This is a genomic window from Halopenitus malekzadehii (assembly GCF_900108505.1).
GTDB classification, from domain to species: Archaea; Halobacteriota; Halobacteria; order Halobacteriales; family Haloferacaceae; genus Halopenitus; species Halopenitus malekzadehii.
Window position 1 is genome coordinate 67832 of record NZ_FNWU01000004.1, and the last position, 17349, is coordinate 85180.

Annotated in this window: 18 protein-coding genes; 5 read left to right on the plus strand and 13 right to left on the minus strand. The window is 69.0% G+C overall.

The window, feature by feature from the left end:
- Positions 1–4: 4 nt before the first annotated feature.
- Together BLW38_RS09015 and BLW38_RS09020 are read left to right on the plus strand one after the other, a co-directional pair.
- The gene (locus BLW38_RS09015; protein ID WP_092816924.1) at positions 5–1987 is read left to right on the plus strand and encodes an aconitate hydratase; all 1983 of its coding nucleotides are present in this window, start codon (positions 5–7) and stop codon (positions 1985–1987) included.
- Positions 1988–2111: 124 nt separating this feature from the next.
- Positions 2112–3311, plus strand: coding sequence for an NAD(P)/FAD-dependent oxidoreductase (locus BLW38_RS09020; protein WP_092816925.1), 1200 nt, complete (start codon positions 2112–2114; stop codon positions 3309–3311).
- Between the two features lie 67 nt (positions 3312–3378).
- Here BLW38_RS09020 and BLW38_RS09025 read toward each other — a convergent pair whose 3' ends face one another.
- From BLW38_RS09025 to sucC, 3 genes are read right to left on the minus strand one after another with little or no spacing between them, the layout of a single operon-like run.
- Positions 3379–3747, minus strand: a complete 369-nt coding sequence (locus tag BLW38_RS09025) for a cupin domain-containing protein (RefSeq protein ID WP_092816926.1) — start codon at positions 3745–3747, stop codon at positions 3379–3381.
- 57 nt (positions 3748–3804) lie between these two features.
- The gene (gene sucD, locus BLW38_RS09030; protein WP_092816927.1) at positions 3805–4674 is read right to left on the minus strand and encodes a succinate--CoA ligase subunit alpha; all 870 of its coding nucleotides are present in this window, start codon (positions 4672–4674) and stop codon (positions 3805–3807) included.
- Complete coding sequence (gene sucC / locus BLW38_RS09035; protein ID WP_092816928.1) at positions 4671–5816, minus strand: ADP-forming succinate--CoA ligase subunit beta; 1146 nt, start codon at positions 5814–5816, stop codon at positions 4671–4673. Before sucC ends, sucD begins: the two co-directional genes overlap by 4 nt.
- A 119-nt stretch (positions 5817–5935) precedes the next feature.
- Between sucC and BLW38_RS09040 the strand changes: the two genes are divergently transcribed.
- Entirely contained in the window at positions 5936–6370 is a 435-nt protein-coding gene (locus tag BLW38_RS09040; protein ID WP_092816929.1) for a hypothetical protein, read from the plus strand.
- A 54-nt stretch (positions 6371–6424) separates the two neighbouring features.
- Here the strand turns inward: BLW38_RS09040 and BLW38_RS09045 are convergent, their stop codons facing one another.
- Positions 6425–7576, minus strand: coding sequence for a carbohydrate kinase family protein (locus BLW38_RS09045; protein ID WP_245710120.1), 1152 nt, complete (start codon positions 7574–7576; stop codon positions 6425–6427).
- The gene (locus BLW38_RS09050; protein WP_092816930.1) at positions 7573–8541 is read right to left on the minus strand and encodes a ribose 1,5-bisphosphate isomerase; all 969 of its coding nucleotides are present in this window, start codon (positions 8539–8541) and stop codon (positions 7573–7575) included. Before BLW38_RS09050 ends, BLW38_RS09045 begins: the two co-directional genes overlap by 4 nt.
- A 164-nt stretch (positions 8542–8705) precedes the next feature.
- On the opposite strand from BLW38_RS09050, the gene BLW38_RS09055 reads away from it, so the two are divergent.
- Positions 8706–10250: an acyl-CoA carboxylase subunit beta gene (locus BLW38_RS09055; protein WP_092816931.1), complete on the plus strand. Its 1545-nt coding sequence runs from the start codon at positions 8706–8708 to the stop codon at positions 10248–10250.
- A 4-nt stretch (positions 10251–10254) separates the two neighbouring features.
- Positions 10255–10599, plus strand: a complete 345-nt coding sequence (locus BLW38_RS09060) for an acc operon protein (protein ID WP_245710122.1) — start codon at positions 10255–10257, stop codon at positions 10597–10599.
- A 5-nt stretch (positions 10600–10604) separates the two neighbouring features.
- Here the strand turns inward: BLW38_RS09060 and BLW38_RS09065 are convergent, their stop codons facing one another.
- From BLW38_RS09065 to BLW38_RS09100, 8 genes are all read right to left on the minus strand, one after another.
- Complete coding sequence (locus BLW38_RS09065) at positions 10605–11210, minus strand: HAD family hydrolase (RefSeq protein ID WP_092816932.1); 606 nt, start codon at positions 11208–11210, stop codon at positions 10605–10607.
- Positions 11211–11286: 76 nt separating this feature from the next.
- Positions 11287–12336, minus strand: a complete 1050-nt coding sequence (locus tag BLW38_RS09070; protein WP_092816933.1) for an AIR synthase family protein — start codon at positions 12334–12336, stop codon at positions 11287–11289.
- Complete coding sequence (locus tag BLW38_RS09075; RefSeq protein WP_092816934.1) at positions 12333–13658, minus strand: alanyl-tRNA editing protein; 1326 nt, start codon at positions 13656–13658, stop codon at positions 12333–12335. Before BLW38_RS09075 ends, BLW38_RS09070 begins: the two co-directional genes overlap by 4 nt.
- Positions 13659–13739: 81 nt before the next feature.
- Positions 13740–13940, minus strand: a complete 201-nt coding sequence (locus tag BLW38_RS09080; protein WP_092816935.1) for a dodecin — start codon at positions 13938–13940, stop codon at positions 13740–13742.
- 89 nt (positions 13941–14029) lie between these two features.
- Positions 14030–14368, minus strand: a complete 339-nt coding sequence (locus BLW38_RS09085; RefSeq protein WP_092816936.1) for a DUF7116 family protein — start codon at positions 14366–14368, stop codon at positions 14030–14032.
- Positions 14369–14405: 37 nt separating this feature from the next.
- A complete protein-coding gene (locus BLW38_RS09090) occupies positions 14406–14681 on the minus strand; it encodes a ubiquitin-like small modifier protein 1 (RefSeq protein ID WP_092816937.1) in 276 nt (91 codons plus the stop codon).
- Between the two features lie 50 nt (positions 14682–14731).
- Positions 14732–16039, minus strand: a complete 1308-nt coding sequence (locus BLW38_RS09095) for a TrkA C-terminal domain-containing protein (RefSeq protein WP_092816938.1) — start codon at positions 16037–16039, stop codon at positions 14732–14734.
- Positions 16036–17289 carry a potassium channel family protein gene (locus BLW38_RS09100; RefSeq protein ID WP_092816939.1) on the minus strand — a complete coding sequence of 418 codons (1254 nt, stop codon included), beginning with the start codon at positions 17287–17289 and terminating at the stop codon, positions 16036–16038. The genes BLW38_RS09095 and BLW38_RS09100 overlap by 4 nt, the downstream gene beginning before the upstream one ends.
- Between the last annotated feature and the right edge of the window lie 60 nt (positions 17290–17349).

Genomic DNA, 17349 nt, shown 5'->3' on the forward strand with positions numbered 1-17349 from the left:
CGATATGGGACAAACGATAACTGAGAAAATCCTCGATGACCATCTCGTCGACGGCGAGCTGACGCCCGGCGAGGAGATCGGCATCGATATCGATCAGGTACTCACGCAGGACACCACGGGGACGATGGTCTGGCTCCAGTTCGAGGCGCTGGACATGGACGAGGTCCAGACGGAGCTGGCCGCGCAGTACTGTGACCACCAGACTTACCAGTTCGACTTCAAGAACACCGACGACCACCGCTTCCTCCGTTCGGCCGCGGGCACCTATGGCGCATACTTCTCCCGCCCCGGCAACGGCATCTGTCACCAGGTACACAAGGAGAACTTCGCGGCGCCCGGCAAGACGCTCCTCGGCTCCGACTCGCACACCCCGACCCCCGGCGGGCTCGGCCAGTTCGCGATCGGCGCCGGCGGGCTCGATATCGCCGTCGCGATGGGCGGCGGCGCCTACTACGTCGAGATGCCCGAGATCGTCAACGTCCACCTCGAGGGCGAGCTGCCCGAGTGGGCGACGGCCAAGGACATCGCGCTGCACCTGCTCGGCGAGCTGACGGTCAAGGGCGGCGTCGGCAAGGTCTTCGAGTACACCGGCCCCGGCGCGGAGTCGCTCACCATCCCCGAGCGGACGACGATCACCAACCTCGGCACCGAGCTCGGCGCCACCTCCTCCATCTTCCCGACCGACGAGAAGACGAAGAGCTGGCTCGCCCGACAGGGCCGCGAGGACGAGTACGTCGAGCTGCAGCCCGACGACGACGCCGAGTACGCCGAGGAGATCACGGTGAACCTCGACGAGCTCGAGCCGCTCATCGCGTGCCCGTCGATGCCCGACAAGGTCGTCCCGGTCAGCGAGGTCGCCGGGACCGAGGTCGAGCAGACGATCATCGGCTCCTGTACGAACGGCGCCTACGAGGACATCCTCCCGGCCGCGAAGATGCTCGAGGGCCGCGAGGTCGCCAAACACACCGAGATGATCATCGCGCCCGGCTCCAAGCAGGCCTCTGAGATGCTGGCCCGTGAGGGCTGGACGTCCGAGCTGATGGCCGCCGGCGTCAACTTCTCCGAGGCGACGTGTGGCGCCTGCATCGGCATCGGCCACGTGCCCGCCTCCGACTCCGTCTCCCTGCGGACCTTCAACCGCAACTTCGAGGGACGGACGGGCATCGAGGACGACTCCGTCTACCTCTGTTCGCCCGAGGTGGCCACCGCGGCCGCGATCAAGGGCGAGATCGTCGACCCGCGGGACCTGGCCGACGAGCTCGACGACCTCGAGGCCCCCGGCCTCGAGATGGGCACCACCTATACCGACGGTATGGGCCAGGACGACGCCGACATCATCACGCCCGAGGAGGCTATCGACGACGAGCTGATCAAGGGTCCGAACATCGGCGACGTTCCCCTCCGGGACGGCATCGACTCCGAGGTCGCGGGTGAGGCCCTCCTCAAGATGGAGGACAACATCACGACCGACCACATCATCCCGGCGACGGCGGACATCCTCAAGTTCCGCTCGAACATCGACAAGCTCTCGGACTTCACGCTCTCGCGCATCGACGACACGTTCGCCGACCGCGCCCGCGAGGCCGACGGCGGCGTGCTCGTTGCCGGCGAGAACTACGGTCAGGGCTCCTCGCGTGAACACGCGGCCCTGTGTCCGATGTACCTCGGCATCGAGGCGGTCTTCGCGCAGAGCTTCGCCCGCATCCACAAGGCGAACCTCTTCAACTTCGGGATCGTCCCGCTCGAGATCGACGCCGAGACCTACGACCGGATCGACCAGGGTGACGACCTCGATATCCTCGAGGACGTCGACGCCGCGGTCCGCGCGGGCCAGGAGGAGTTCCAGGTCAGCGTGAACGGCGACTGGGAGTTCAGCGCGACGCTTGACGCCTCCGACCGCGAGCTCGACATCCTCGCGGCCGGCGGCAAGCTCTCCTGGACGAAACGGCAGCACCAGTCCGACGGCGCCGCGCCCGCCGACGACTGATCACGGTCGAACCGCTCGGTCGACCCGAGCACCGACTCTCACGTTCTTTGCCACGTTCGACGGAACCGAGCACCGACCGGCGTCGGCCATAGCCTTACAAGACGGGACGACGAACGGGACGGGTATGGATGACCTCCCCGATGATGCAGACGTCGTCATCGTCGGCGGCGGGGTGATGGGAACGAGCACGGCGTTCTTTCTCGCCCGGGAGACCGACCGCGACGTGCTGCTTCTCGAGAAGGACGCGATCGCCGCGGGGTCGACGGGCGACTCCTCGGCGATCCTCCGACACCACTACGGAGACCAAGCGATCTACAGCCGGATGGCCTGGTGGAGCCACGAGTTCTACCGGCGCTTCGAGGCGGAGACGGGTCAGCCGCTCTCACACGCCGAAAACCCGCTCGTCCGATTCGGTGTCGAGGGGACGCCGAGCGGCGAGTACGCCCAGGACGGGTACGAGGTCCTCTCGGAGCTGGACGTTCCGGTCACGCGGTACGAACGCGAGTCGCTCCCCGACCGATATCCGATGGTCGCGGACGCCGAGCGGTACGACTTCGCGGTCTCCGACGACGCGGCCGGCTACTCGGACGGCTCCGACGCCGCGAAGGGGTTCGAACGCGCCGCGCGGGAGCAGGGGGCGACCGTCGTCACCGGCACCGCCGTCGAGTCGATCGTGACCGATGAGAACGGGAGCACGGTCGTCGGCGTCGACGCCGACGGGACACGGATCGTGTGTTCGGAAGTCGTAATCGCCGCGGGTCCCTGGACGCCGCGGCTCGCGGCGACGGTGGGCGTGGAGCTGCCGATCGTCCCAACCAGGGAGCAGGTCCTCATCCTCGACCCGCCCGCGGAGTACGCCGAGACGCATCCGTCGCTCGTGCCCACAACCGCGCTGCCCGGCGGGGAGTGGTACGTCCGACCCGACGTCGGCGACGGGATCCTCGTCGGAACCCATCACACCGGGGAGGCGGTCGATCCCGACGAGTACGACGCGACGCCGGACGAGTCGACGATCCTTGAGCTGGTCGACCGGCTCGGCGACCTGATCCCCGAGCTGCGCGATGCGGGGATCCAGGGCCGCTACTGCGGCGTCTACTCGAACACGCCCGATCACGACTTCATCATCGACGCGGTCGGCCCGACAGGCTGTTACGTCGCCTGCGGCTTCTCGGGACACGGCTTCAAACAGGCGCCCGCGGTGGGCCGGATCGTGACCGACCTGGTCACCGAGGGCACGAGCGAGTTCGTCGACCTCGAGTACTTCTCGCTGAGCCGGTTCGAGGGGTCCCCGGAGGGGCACGGCGCGCCTGCCGACAACGTGTGACCAACGTCGAACTGGGGGAGCAAACTCGGATCGGGAAACGCGGATCCGAAGTCTCGAAGCGATCCGTCTACTCGACGAGCTCGATCTCGTCGTCGCCGTGGGGAACCACGCAGATGAACGCCCCGCGCTCGGGGCCGTCGTTGTGGTAGGCGTGTTCGGCGCCGGCCGGAATGAACAGCGAATCGCCGTGTGAGACCGTCCGTTCCTCGCCGTCGAGGGTGATGGTGTACTCGCCGGCGAGGACGTACTGGACGTGCTCGACCGCGTTGGTGTGCAGCGGGACGGTCGCCTCAGGCTCGAGGATGAACCGACGCATCGCGAAGTTGGGCGCGCCGTCCGTCTCGTCGATCAGCACGCCGCGACCCAGCCCCTCTGCGGCTGTGACGACCTCGTAGTCGACCTCCGAATCGCGGGTTATCGTCGGCGTCGGTGACATACCGGAACGAAGGCGGCGCCGGCGTAAAACCGTGCGGATCGGTCGACGCAAGCCGCGTTACAGGAAGTCCTCGACGTGGTCGGCGACTTCCTCGGGGGTATCGCCGACGGGGACGCCCGCGTCGTTGAGCGCGTTGATCTTGGACTCGGCGGTGCCGGTGCCGGAGCCGGAGACGATGGCACCGGCGTGGCCCATCCGCTTGCCCGGCGGCGCGGTGCGGCCGGCGATGAAGCCGGCGACCGGCGTGTCCATGTGCTCGCCGATGTACTTGGCGGCCTGCTCTTCGTCCTCGCCGCCGATCTCGCCGCACATCACGACGGCGTCGGTCTCCTCGTCGGCCTCGAACGCCTCGAGCGCGTCGATGAAGGAGGTGCCGATGATCGGGTCGCCGCCGATGCCGACCGCGGTCGTCTGGCCGATGCCGCGGTTGGTGAGGTTATCGACGACCTGGTAGGTGAGCGTGCCCGACCGCGAGACGAGCCCGACGTTGCCGTCGGTGAAGATGTTGCCCGGCAGGATGCCGAGTTTCGACTCGCCCGGCGTGATGATCCCGGGACAGTTGGGGCCGAGCAGTCGCGTGTCGACCTCCGAAAGGCGCTTGTTCACCTTGGCCATGTCCTGGGTCGGGACGCCCTCGGTGATCGCCACCACGAGATCGAGGCTGGTGTCGAGCGCCTCGAAGATCGCGTCCGCGGCGAACGCCGGCGGCACGAAGATCACGGAGGCGTCCGCGTCCTCGGCCTCGACGGCCTCGTCGACGGTGTCGTAGACGGGGACGCCGGCGACTTCCTCGCCACCCTTGCCGGGGACTGCGCCCCCGACGACGTTCGTCCCGTATTCGATCATCTGTTCGGCGTGGAACTTCCCCTCCCCGCCGGTGATGCCCTGTACTACGACTCGTGTGTCATCGTCCACGAATACACTCATTGTTCTACCTCCGCGGCATTGGCGACCGCACGCTGGACGGCGTCCTCCAGCGTCTCCTCGACCTCGACGAGGTCGGCGTTCAGGATCTCCATCCCCTCCTCGGCGTTCGTTCCGGCCAGCCGGACGACCACCTTCTTGGGGATCTCGTCGAACTGCTCGAGGGCCTCGTTGATCCCCTTGGCGACCTCGTCGCCGCGAGTGATCCCGCCGAAGATGTTGAAGACGACGGCGTCGACGTTCTCGTCGGAGAAGACCATGTCCAGCGCGTTCGTGACGCGCTCGGCCTTCGCGCCGCCGCCGATGTCGAGGAAGTTCGCGGGCGACCCGCCGTAGTGGTCGACCAGATCGAGCGTCGTCATCACGAGCCCGGCACCGTTGCCGATGATGCCGACGTTTCCGGACAGGCGGACGTAATCGAAACCGTACTCGCCGGCCTTTCGTTCGAGGTCGTCCTCGTAGGACTCCTCGGCCATCTCGGAGAGTTCGGGCTGGCGGAACAGCGCGTCCTCGTCGATGTTCATCACGGCGTCGGCCGCGATCACGTCGCGGTCGCCCGTGATCATCACCGGGTTTACCTCGATCTCGGAGGCGTCGCTGTCCTCGTAGAGGTCGTACAGCGTCGAGAGGATCGAGGCGACGTCGAGTGCGACGTCGGCGTCGACGCCGGCCTCGTAGACGACCTTGCGGGCCTGATAGGGGTGCAGGCCGAAGGCGGGGTCGACGTGCTCGCGGGCGATCGCGTCGGGGCTCTCGGCGGCGACCTCCTCGATGTCAACGCCGCCCTCGGTCGAGACCATCAGGACCGGCTGGCCCTCGCCGCGGTCCATCGTCACGCCGACGTAGAGTTCATCGACGAAATCGACGCCGGACTCGACGAGGACGCGGTCGACGGTGTAGCCCTTCAGATCCATCCCTAGGATCTCCTCGGCGTACCGTTCGGCCTCCTCGCGGTCGGTCGCGATCTTGATGCCGCCGGCCTTGCCGCGGCCGCCGACGTGTACCTGTGCCTTGATGGCGGCCGGGTACCCGATCTCGTCGACCGCGTCGAGGACCTCCTCGACGGATTCGGCCAGCTGCGAGTCGGGAACCGGGATCCCGGCATCGGCGAAGATTCCCTTCGCCTGATACTCGTGAAGTTTCATTGGCGTCCGAAAAGGGGGTCGTCGGGCGCTTAAATCCCGCTCTTTCGACTCGCGAACCGGCGGCCCGTTCGACCCCGAACGGCAACGGTTTTGCCGGTGGCGGACGCGTTCCTCCGACGATGGATCGGGAGTTCCTCCGCCGGCTCCTCGTCGAGGAGGCGTTCGCCTATGGCTTCACGATCGCCTTCTGGGGATCCGGGGTTCTCCTCGTCGATGCCTTCGGCGTGTTCGGGATCCGTGGGGTCCTCGCGTACGCGGTCGGAGCGGTCACCGGCTTCGGGCTCCTGCTCGTGGGAACTTTCGACGGGGTACTCGCGGCCGTCGACGTCGACGGCGACCCGAGCTACCACGTGCTCGCGGGGATCCACTACGTCGCCGCACTCGTGCCGATCGTGACGGCGCATTTCCTGGTTCGGGCGGACATTGGGCAAACGCCCACCGTCTTCCTCGTCGGCGTCTCCGTCCCGGTCTGGTACAATCTGTTCGTGACGGCCGAGGAGGTTCTCACGACGTGGCTCCGGCGGATCGAGCGGACGACGGAGCGGCGTCGATGAGGGTCGTGGTCCGAGTGTCGATGAGGAACGTCGACCGGGCATCGATCGTCGTGGTCACGTCGGCGAATCCGACCCTGCCCGGGTTCCGAGATCGTGATCGGCGATGAAGGCGTCGATCCGGTCCCACGTGAGCGTCGTTCGGGCGCCGTACTCCCGGGTCGCGAGCGCGCCGGCGGCGTTGCCGATCCGGAGCGCGTACGCGAGATCGGCGTCACGGAGATGAGGAGCGGTCGTCCCCGGAATCCCGCGGTTCGATCCCCCGAGATCGGTCGAATCGCCGGCGTCCACGTCCCCCGCGAGTTCGTTCCCGATCTCGGGTTCGCGGCCGCGAGCGGACTCGAAACACGCGGCGATGAAGCCGGCAGCGAACGCGTCGCCGGCGCCGGTCGTGTCGACCGGATCGACCGGGAAGGCGGGCGCACGACACAGATCACGGTCGGCGGTGTCGACGGTGCCGGTGGTGTCGACGGCATCGGCGTCGCCGACGATGTCGATGGCGCCGGCGGTAGGGTCCCGGACCGCGGCCCCCTCGCTGCCGAGCTTGACGACGAGAATCGGCGCGTCCGTCGCCGTCGAGTCGAAGCCGGATTCCTCGAGCGTCGCCGCCTCGCGTCGGTTCACCAGGAGGACGTCGACGTGCTCGAAGGCGCTCGTGTAGCCCCGGTCGCCGATCCGCCGACCGGGGTCGAAACTCACCGCGGCGCCGTGGTCGGCCGCCGTCCGCGCGAGTTCCGTCGCAACCTTCGGGTCCTGTCCGGTCAGATGCAGGTGGTCGAGGTCGGCGAGTCGAGCCGCGGGGAGGTCGGCGGCGGTATACGCCTCGTTGGCGCCCGACGCGGACAGCACCATCACCTCGCCGCCGGCGTCGACGATGAGGTACTTCACCGACGTTTGGCGGCCCTCTCGGACCGACACGGGGTCGCAGTCGACCCCAGTGCGGTCGAGTTCGCGCAGCGTTAACGTACCCGGATCGTCGTCCCCGACGCTGCCGAACAGCTCGGCACGAACCCCGAACCCCGACAGACCCGTGGCGACGTTCGCCGCGCTTCCGCCGCCGGCCTGCCGGAGGTGGTCGATCGGTCGTTCACCGTCCGGCTCGGGAAGCCGCTCGACCTGCATCGTGACGTCCCAGTTGACGTGGCCGGCGCACAACGCCCGCGGCGCCTCGGAGACGTGGTCGGCCGGCCCGTCCGCGTTCCGGGTCACGGCTCCGCCCACGGGGTTTCGGCCCCATCGCCGAACAGCTCGCGCATCAGCGTGACGATGCTTTCGGGCGGGAACTGGCCGCTTTCGGTGACGATCGCGTCCATGTATCGCGGCGGCGTCACGTCGAAGGCGGGGTTCTCGACCGCGATGTCGCCGATCCCCGCGCGCGTTTCGGGGTCGATCACTTCGTCCTCGTCGCGGGTCTCGATTTCGACGGTGTGGCCCGTCAGCGTCTCCGGATGGAGCTTGATCGTCTGGGCCGCCGTCATGATCGGGACGCCGCGCTCCCGGGCGTTGACCGCGAGTCCGGAGGTGCCGATCTTGTTGATGACGGAGCCGTCGGCGGCGATCGAGTCCGCTCCGACGAGCACGTGGTCGGTCTCATCGAGGTACCGACGCGCCGCGGAGTCGACGATGAGGGTGACCGGCACGTCGAGTTCCCGGAGCGCCTCGGCGGTGATGTGTCCCTGCCTCCGGGGGCGGGTCTCCTTGACGATCGCCGACAGGGATTTCCCCTGGTTCAGGGCGGCCTCGATACAGGCCAGCGCGTCCGTGGAGTGACAATGCGTCATCACCACGTCGCCGTCCTGCAGCCGGTTCGCGCCGACCTCCCCGAGCCGGCCGCGGGCCTCCTCGAGTCGGCGCGTGAATCGGGCGCTCGCCCGAACCACGCGTCGCCGGAGCGCTTCGACGTCCTCGCCCTCCATCCGCTGGAGCACGTACCGGAGCGCGTTCGGCAGCGAGACCGCCGTGGGACGGGTCTCGTGAAGTCGGCGGGCGGCGGCCCGCATCGTCGCCCGGAACCGCGCGGGATCGTCGACGTCGATTTCCCGGGCCTGTTCGGCGAGCGCCTCCGCGGCGGCGCCGGCGATCGTCGCGGCGCCCCGGATCTCCATCGATGCGATCGACTCGGCGGTCTCCTCGACGGCCGGCACGAGGTCGGCGGCTCCGCGGTCGTCGGTCATTCCATAAAGGTTCATGCCCCGACCACTTATACGACTATCCCGGATCCGGCGTCGCCGATCCCGATATTTCGACGATCGTCGATCTCAAAATCGTCGCATAACAGAACCCTTTTGCCCCGTCTGGCGGACTCACACACAATGAGTCAGGGTGGTCCGACGTGACGATGGACGACCGGATCGACGACCTCCGCGAGCGTCGGGAGCGGGCGCGGAAGGGCGGCGGCGAGGACCGCATCGCGTCCCAACACGAGAAGGGCAAGATGACCGCTCGCGAGCGGATCGACTACTTCCTCGACGACGGGACGTTCCACGAGTTCGACCAGTTCCGGACCCACCGTAACCACTCCTTCGGGATGGAGGAGACGAAGATTCCCGGCGACGGCGTCGTGACGGGATACGGCGACGTGAACGGCCGCAAGACGTTCGTCTTCGCGCACGACTTCACCGTCTTCGGCGGATCGCTCGGCGAGGTGTTCGCCGAGAAGATCTGCAAGCTGATGGACACGGCGATGGAGGTCGGCGCGCCCGTCGTCGGCCTGAACGACTCGGCCGGCGCCCGGATCCAGGAGGGCGTCGGCGCGCTGGGCGGGTTCGCGGAGATCTTCCGGCGCAACACCGAGGCCTCCGGCGTGGTCCCACAGATATCCGGGATCATGGGCCCCTGTGCCGGCGGCGCCGTCTACTCCCCGGCGATCACCGACTTCACCGTGATGGTGAAGGACACCTCCCACATGTTCATCACCGGGCCGGACGTGATCGAGACGGTGACCGGCGAGGAGGTGACCTTCGAGGAGCTCGGCGGCGCGGTCACCCACTCCTCGCGAACCGGCGTCGCCCACTTCGCCGAGGAGTCCGAGGAGGCGGCGCTCGACCGGATCGCTCGCCTGCTGTCGTACCTCCCGCAGAACAACGTCGAGGACCCGCCGCGAGTCGATCCCTGGGACGATCCCGAACGCGCCGACGAGGAGCTCGAGACGATCGTTCCGGACGCGCCGCGAAAGCCCTACGACATGACCGAGGTGATCGAGCGCATCGTGGACGAGGGATCGTTCCTCGAGGTGCAGGCGAACTTCGCGAAGAACCTCGTGATCGGCTTCGCCAGGCTCGACGGTCGGTCGGTCGGGATCGTCGCGAACAACCCGCGGGTCAACGCCGGCACGCTCGACATCGAGGCCAGCCAGAAGGGCGCTCGCTTCATCCGGCTGTGTGACGCGTTCAACGTCCCGATCCTCACCTTCGAGGACGTGCCGGGCTTTATGCCCGGCACCGACCAGGAGCACAACGGGATCATCCGCCACGGCGCGAAGCTGCTGTACGCCTACTCGGAGGCGACCGTCCCGCTGCTCACCGTCATCACCCGCAAGGCCTACGGCGGCGCCTACTGCGTGATGGCCTCGAAACACGTCGGCGGCGACGTCAACTACGCCTGGCCGACCGCCGAGATCGCGGTAATGGGCCCGAAGGGCGCGGTGAACGTCCTCTATCGCGAGGAGCTGGCCAACGCCGAGGACCCCGAGGCACGCCGGCAGGAGCTGATCGAGGAGTATCGCGAGGAGTTCGCGAACCCCTACACCGCCGCCGACCGCGGCTACATCGACGACGTGATTGAACCGACCGAGACCCGGGCACGGCTCGTCGACGACCTCGAGCTGCTCGCGAGCAAGCGGACCGATCTCCCCGAGAAGAAACACGGTAACCTCCCGATCTAACCAGATGCCGACGAACACGACGGGCACGGACTCCCCGGATGCGGACGCTCCCAGGGCGAGATCCGCCGACGCGGACGTCCGCGACCGACTCTCGATCCCCGCCGACGCCGACGACGAGGAGGCCGCCGCCATCGTCGCCGCCATCGCGGCCCATCTGCGGGATCAGGATCGCGCTCGCGCCGTCGCGGTGGCGGCCGAACGCGCCCACGGCGAGACGGACGACGGCTGGACCGGTGATCGATGGGCGTTCGCGGGACGAACGGCCGCACTTGGAGGACGGACCGGCCGTGTTCCCGACGGGGCGCCCCGTGACGCCTGGACCGCCGCCGGCCGGCGTGACCGTTTTTAAACCTATCAGTCGTCGTCGCCGTCGCCGCCGTCGTCGCCGCCATCGTGTCGTGCCGCGGTCGGGTTCACGCGCGCGAACTCGACCCCGGCCCGGCGGGCGGTGCGCGCGTCGCGGTCGGAATCCCCGACGAACATCGATCGCTCCGGGTCGGCCGACAGCGCCTCGATCGTCGCCCGAAGCGGCTCGGGATCGGGTTTGTACGTCCCGATCGTGTCGCGGCCGACGATCGCGCTCACTCGGTCGTCGAGCCCGTGGGCCCGCAGGGCGATCCGGCAGGCCTCCTCGGCGTTGAGCGAGCAGACCCCGGTCCGGGACGCTCGATCGGTCGAGAGCGCGTCCGCGACCGCGAGCCGTCGCGACTCCCGGGCGCCGTCGTGTTCGTGGGCGGCGATGGCCGCCTCGACGGCGTCCGCGATGCCGTACTCGGGGGCCGCCTCGAGGAGGTCCCAGAGGCGGTCGCTCGGGGGTTTGACCGCGTGTTCGGTGTACACGGCGAGCACGTCCTCTGCGACGACGTTCCAGTCGACGGTCAGCCGGACGAGCGTCCCGTCGAGGTCGTAGATCACGGCGTCGTAGGCGTCGGGGTCGAACCCGAGATCGAACTCGGTCATACCTCACGATTGGGAGGCAGTCACACTGTGTGTTTCGGTCCGCGTGATCGCCGCAGGGTCCCTCGCTCCCCGGCAGTTACTCCCCGTCGGCCGCTTCCCACAGGGCGTACATATCGTCACGCGGGGGCTCGGGAATCGGGGTCCCGTCGAGGACGACGGACCCGCCGGCATCGGCCCCGCCTTGGTCGCCCGATCCGCCGGCGTCGGTCCCGCCGTGGTCGCCCGACCCGCCATCGGTCGGCAGTATCTCGCCGATCGTCGCCGCCGCGATGCCGAGCGATTCGACGGCCTCGATGGCCTCCGCGGTCCGGTTCGACGGGACGGCCGCAAGCAGCGCGCCGGAGCCGAAGGTTCGGAGCGGATCGACGTCGACCGCCGCACAACACGCCCGGGTTTCCGGGCGGATCGGGACGTCCGCGCGGTGGATCTCCGCACGGACGCCGGCCGCGTTCGCCATCTCGTGGAGGGCGGTGAGCAGGCCGCCCTCCGTCGGGTCGTGCATTGCCGTGGCGAACTCCCGGATCGCGGCTGCCTCGGGCACGACGCTGACGTCGTCGAAGAAGCTGCGGGCGGCCTCGAGGGTCGCCTCCTCGACGCCGGCGGCTCGACACTCCTCGGCGAAGTCGCTCGCGAGGATCGCCGTCGCCTCGATGCCGGCACCCGTCGTCAACACGAGCCGATCGCCGGGACGTGCGCCGCCGGACGGGAGGAATCGATCCGTGGTTCCCATCGCGGTCATCGAGAGGAGCGGCCGGTCGATCGCGGGCAGGTATTCGGTGTGGCCGCCGACGATCGCGACGCCGAGGTCGCTCGCCGTCTCGTCCAGTTGCGTGGCGAGCGTCCGGCGCGTGTCGGGGTCCTCATCGGGGAGAAAGACGGTGCTCGTCACCCACCGTGGGTCCGCGCCGCTGACCGCGACGTCATTGCACGCGACGTGGATCCCGAGCTGGCCGGCACGTTCGGCCGCCAGCGAGATGGGATCGGCGCTCACCACGAGCGTCCGGTCGCCCAGGTCGATCGCGGCCGCGTCCTCGCCGTAGGCGGCGCCCTGGATCACGGACGGGTCGTCAGCGCCCACCGCACCGAGGAAATCCGCGAGCCCCTCGGGATCGAGTTTGCCCGTCATCGCTCGGCGCCAGGAGTGGCGAGGGCGGTTGTCTCGGACCGGAGGAACTCGGCGACCGCCGCGGGATCGGCGTCCAGCCCGCCACCCTGGGCGAACGTCCGGCTACCGCCGCCCCCGCCGCCGAACTCGTCGGTGACTGTGTCGACGATCCCGCCGGCGTCGAGGGGCGCCTCCCCCGTCGTCGCGACGACCACGAACGGCGTGCCGTCCGCGCCGACGACGGCCACGACGTCCGGGAATTCGGGGTCGGTCCCCACGGCGTCCTCGACCGGTCCCTGCAGATCGTTCGGGCCGACGTCGGCAAGCGGGCCGTCATCGTCGATCGTCCCGACGGCCCAGGTCGCCGTGGCTGCGTCACCGTCGCCGTCGCCGTCGCCGTGGTCGGAGCCCGCATCGAGGGCGGAAGAACCGGACGCATCGACCGTCTCGAGGTCCGCGATCCGGGCCGACAGGACCGCCTTTCGCAGCGACGCCACCTCGGCGGCCAACTCATCGGCCTCCTCGCGAAGCCGGTCCACGGTCTCGGGGAGATCGGCCACGCTCGCGTCCGCCGCGCGACTCGCGGCCCGCGCGGCTCGGTGGACGGTGGCGCGGTGCTCGATCCCGGTCGGGCCGACGGCGAACTCGATCCGGGTTCGGCCCTCGCCGGGGTTCGACCGGTCGATGAGTTCGATCGGACCGATCTCGCGCGTGTTCGAGACGTGGGTGCCGCCGCAGGCGGCGGTATCCCATCCTTCGATCGTCACGACGCGGACTGACGCTGCCCGGTGGGCCATCGCACCCTCCTCGGTTCGCTCGTTGAACGCGATGTCGGGCAGCGCTCGCGCCTCCTCGGCCGGCATCGTCTCCCACGTAACGGGGAGGGCGTCCCACACGGCACGGTTCGAGAGCCGCTCGAGCTCGATCAGGTCGTCCTCGTCGATCGGGTCTGCGGTCGTGAGGTCCACGCGTATCGTCTCGGTGCCGATGTCGAAGCCGGCGTAGCCGAGATCGTCGAAACAACGCCGGGCAGCGCCGTAGAGCACGTGAGAGGCCGTATGTGCCCGCATACAGTAGGTTCGGAACGTGGGGTCGATCGAACACGCGACCGTCTCCCCGACCGTGACCGGCGGTTTCTCGGCGAGGTGGTGGACGACGCCGCCGTCGACCGTCTCGCCATGGGTGACGGCGACGTCGGCGATCGTTCCCCGGTCCGCGGGCTGACCGCCCGACTCGGGGTAAAAGTACGTCTCCGCGAGTTCGACTGCGGTCCCGTCGATCCGCTCGACGGTCGTCTCGAACGCCAGCACGTCGGGATCGGCGGGTGCACGTGAGGCCGTCATACCCACCGGTGGGCGGCGATGATCCAAAAAGGTGCGCGCTTCGGCGGGCGTTACTGTGTAATCGTCGGTCGACCCGAAGTGCTACTCCGCCAACTCAAAGGCGATCTCAACTTCCGCCTGGTACTCCCGCTCGGGCGCGTTCTTCACCTCGACGCCGAACTCCTGTACCTCCGCCCAGTAGACGTTCTCGAGGGTGTCCTCGGCGCGGTCGATCGCGTCGTCGGCCGCGTCGTCGAAGCTCTCGGTGCTCGTTCCGATCAGGGATATCTTCTTATATACCATACCGCGAGATAGCGCGCGCGGCAGTATAAAAGTACCCCGCGACCCGTTCGGGCCGCCGGCTCCGTCCCGCAGCCGGACCGATCGTCGTCTCAGGGACTTCCCGGCCGCCCCTGCATCACGTCGAACTCGCCGGCGTCGTCGACGCCGATGACCGCCCAGTCGAACGGCGGTTTGAGTTTCAGGAGGTGGTCACGGAGGTCCGTCGCCGCCCGCCGCCACGTCACGAAACATCGCAAGCGCGGCGTCTCGCCGCCATCGGCCAGATACGGCTCCGGGTCGGTGGCGTCGTCGGCACACACCGGTGTGACGAGGACGCGTCGCCACTTCCGCTCGGCGACGAATTCGGACCCGTCCCCGTCGACGGTGTATCCTAGTTCACGGAAAACGTCTCTGGCCTCCGTCGTCGGTGGCATGCTAACAGGGGCCATCTACTCGAGCGTTCGGGCTCCTGTGTGATAAACTTTCTCACGACCCGCCGCTGACCGGCGGGAAGAGCGCGAGTTCGTCGCCGTCCTCCAGCTCGGTCGCGAGCCCGTCCTGGTGGAGGACGTTCCGGCCGTTCCGCAGTAGATTGATGTGGTCGGCGAGATCGCCGTCCTCGAGCACTCGATTGCGGAGATCCGGTCGCTCCGCGAGAAGCGCGTCGAGCGCGTCCCCGACCGTATCGCCGGGAGCGGCCGCGACGGTCACGGTCCGGTCGCCGGCCAGTTCCGCGAGATCAGCGAACAGCTTCCACTCCATATCCGACACACCGGTTGCCGGGAGTATGAGGGTTGCGTCCCGACTCGCGATCAGCCGCCGTCTTGGGTTCGGTCAGCCGTGCCGTCCCCGCCACCATCGTTCCCGATCTCGTCCGTCGACTCGGCGTCGGCCCCGGCCGCAGCGTCGGACGCCGCCGGTGTCGTTGCCGAGGTTTCGAACCGACGGATGGCATCGAGCCGACCGACGAGGTAGACGGCGTCTCCGGGCTCGAAGACGTGGCTTCTTGGCGGAAGTGCTCGAACGGACCCTTCGGCGGGCCGGATCGCCGCAACGACGGCGGAGACGTCGCCGACCGCGGTGCCGACCAGCTCGCTTCCCGCAGCGACGGTGACGACGCTCATCGTCTCGTCGGCGCTCCGCAGCAGGCTCGCGAACTCGCGGTCGGCCTGCGGCTGGGCGGGAAGCGTCACCAGCCGGTACGTCGCCGCATCGTCGAGGCGCTCCGCGTCCGCGGCGTCGAGCGCGAGCGTCGCCACGTCGCCGGCCGTCGCGCGGAGCTCGGCGGTCGCGACCCGTTCGGGGGTCTCACCGCCGCGCCACACCTGTACGACGTCGCCGGGTGTCGCGGTGTTGGCCGGATCGGCGATGATCGCCACCGCGGCGGTACCCGGCGCGAGCGTCGGCCCGAGGCCGGCCGCCCGGGTTCCGACGGCGAAGTACTCGATCTCGCCGCGCTCGTCGACGTCGACGTCGACGTACGTGATCCCGAAATCTTCCTTCACGCGGGCGACGAGCCGGGTTCGAAGCTCCTCGACGGTCAGCTGCCGGGGGAACAGCAGCGTTTTCTCCGCCATCTCGGCCTTCCGATCGGGGGAGACGGCCTCGTAGGATTCCATATCCTCGATCTCCTCGGCCGGCGGGAGCGTGACCGGAGTCACGCGGCCGACCGTCCGCACGACTGCACCGACCTCTCCCTCGAGCCGCTTGCCGCCGGCCAGCGAGAAGACGTTCCGCGCAACCGTGTCGCCGACGCGGAGGCCTGCCGGGGAGACCGCCGCCGCGACGCCGACGGCGACGACGTTGAACAGGACGGCGTCGAGCCGCAGGAGTTCGAACTCTCCGCCGCCGATCAGCCCGCCCAGCGAGGTCGTGTTGAGGTACAACACGACCACCGCGACGCCGAACAGGATCGCGACGCCCTCCGGGGCCCGCTGACGGAAATACCACCGGTAGAGCGCGGCGATCGCCCCCGTGATCAGCAGCGCCAGACACGCGAACAGCAGGAGGGTCGCGGCCGCCCGCAGGGGCTCGCTGAAGGTGACCACCGAGGCAAGCGGTACGGCGTCGGTCGCGACCGAGAGACCCGCCTCGAGAGCCGATGCTCCGGTTCCGGTCACGCCGCCACCTCCGTGAACCGGTCGAGCGCGTCGCGGGTTCCCACGACGAACAGCTCGTCGCCGGCCGACAGCTCTTGCCCCCCGCGCGGGGCGATCACCCACGATCCGTGCTTCGCGGCCACGATCGCGACCTCGTACCGGTCGCGGACGTCGACGTCCCCGATCGTAGCCCCGTCGAGCGGGCCGCCGGCGACGACCGAGACGCGCCGGAAACGATTTCCGGCCCGGCGGATCAGGGCGGTCAGCTCGAACTCCCGCCGCGTCCCGCGCGAACGGACCAGGACGCTCCCACGGTCGGCCTCGAGCAACGGACGCGCGTCGGACCGCGTCACTGCGACCGTGATCCGCCCCTCTCCGCCCGTGGTGACGGGAACCGAGAGGGACGGTGCGTCGGCGTCGGCTTCGGAATCGGCTCCCCCGTCGGTGGCGAGGTCGTCATCGGTGGGGTTCCGAGCAGCGGGGGCGCCGTCCACGCGGTCGGCGTCCGGGCTCGATCGTGCCGAGACGACGGTGCCGTCGACGGCGCTGCCGGGCGTAAAAACCGTCACCTCGTCGCCGCGGGCGATGCCGGTCGGTATCAACGCGGCGATCGAGACCGCCCGTCGCCCGTCCGGAACCCGCCGCGAAAGGCCACCCGTCGGGGGCGCAGCCTGGACGGTTGCCCGTGCGTGTTCATCGATGCCCACGGAGACGTCCGCAAGCTCAAACTCCGTCCGAAGCCGGTCGGCAAAGCGGGTCTCGAGCTCCGCGATCGGGAGGTCCGCCGGGAATGTCCACTCCCCGTCGGCGATCGATTGACGAGTTTCGGCCGACAGCGGCGGGTAGCCCTCCATATCGCCGACCTCTCCGACGATCTCGACTCGTGCCCGGCCGCGGCCACCGACGAAGTCGACGACGTCCGCCGACAGGGTCCGGTTCCGCAGCGAGCGCAACGACAGGCGTTTTGGGGCGTTTGCGCCGAGTGTGTCCCCTTGTGCGTGTGCGTACAGCGCGAGCATCAGGACGACGATGATCGCCGTCAGGATCGCCGGCGCGCGCTCGGATGCGCGAACCGAAGGATCGTTGAGCGCAAGCAGACCGCCGTTGACCCCGGCTATCGCAAGCGCCAGGACGACGACACCGAACCCCGGGATCGTCACCCCGGTGAAGTACTTGAACAGGAAGCCGAGGACGCCCGAAACGATCGCCGGAATGATCCCGGTGAGCAGTCCGAGGTAGATCCCGTAGAGTATCTCGACTGGCAGTTCCATATCCGCCGGTCACACGGCTCACGTATACCGTTATCGGCGGCCGCCACGTCGTGGGACGAC

Coding starts and splice junctions, on each gene's coding strand:
- BLW38_RS09090 (WP_092816937.1), bottom strand. CDS start 14,681: ATGGAGTGGAAGCTGTTCGCTGATCTCGCGGAACTGGCCGGCGACCGG.
- sucD (WP_092816927.1), bottom strand. CDS start 4,674: ATGAGTGTATTCGTGGACGATGACACACGAGTCGTAGTACAGGGCATC.
- BLW38_RS09020 (WP_092816925.1), top strand. CDS start 2,112: ATGGATGACCTCCCCGATGATGCAGACGTCGTCATCGTCGGCGGCGGG.
- BLW38_RS09080 (WP_092816935.1), bottom strand. CDS start 13,940: ATGGTATATAAGAAGATATCCCTGATCGGAACGAGCACCGAGAGCTTC.
- BLW38_RS09040 (WP_092816929.1), top strand. CDS start 5,936: ATGGATCGGGAGTTCCTCCGCCGGCTCCTCGTCGAGGAGGCGTTCGCC.
- BLW38_RS09050 (WP_092816930.1), bottom strand. CDS start 8,541: ATGACCGACGACCGCGGAGCCGCCGACCTCGTGCCGGCCGTCGAGGAG.
- BLW38_RS09085 (WP_092816936.1), bottom strand. CDS start 14,368: ATGGCCCCTGTTAGCATGCCACCGACGACGGAGGCCAGAGACGTTTTC.
- BLW38_RS09075 (WP_092816934.1), bottom strand. CDS start 13,658: ATGACGGCCTCACGTGCACCCGCCGATCCCGACGTGCTGGCGTTCGAG.
- BLW38_RS09055 (WP_092816931.1), top strand. CDS start 8,706: ATGGACGACCGGATCGACGACCTCCGCGAGCGTCGGGAGCGGGCGCGG.
- sucC (WP_092816928.1), bottom strand. CDS start 5,816: ATGAAACTTCACGAGTATCAGGCGAAGGGAATCTTCGCCGATGCCGGG.
- BLW38_RS09065 (WP_092816932.1), bottom strand. CDS start 11,210: ATGACCGAGTTCGATCTCGGGTTCGACCCCGACGCCTACGACGCCGTG.
- BLW38_RS09015 (WP_092816924.1), top strand. CDS start 5: ATGGGACAAACGATAACTGAGAAAATCCTCGATGACCATCTCGTCGAC.
- BLW38_RS09070 (WP_092816933.1), bottom strand. CDS start 12,336: ATGACGGGCAAACTCGATCCCGAGGGGCTCGCGGATTTCCTCGGTGCG.
- BLW38_RS09100 (WP_092816939.1), bottom strand. CDS start 17,289: ATGGAACTGCCAGTCGAGATACTCTACGGGATCTACCTCGGACTGCTC.
- BLW38_RS09025 (WP_092816926.1), bottom strand. CDS start 3,747: ATGTCACCGACGCCGACGATAACCCGCGATTCGGAGGTCGACTACGAG.
- BLW38_RS09060 (WP_245710122.1), top strand. CDS start 10,255: ATGCCGACGAACACGACGGGCACGGACTCCCCGGATGCGGACGCTCCC.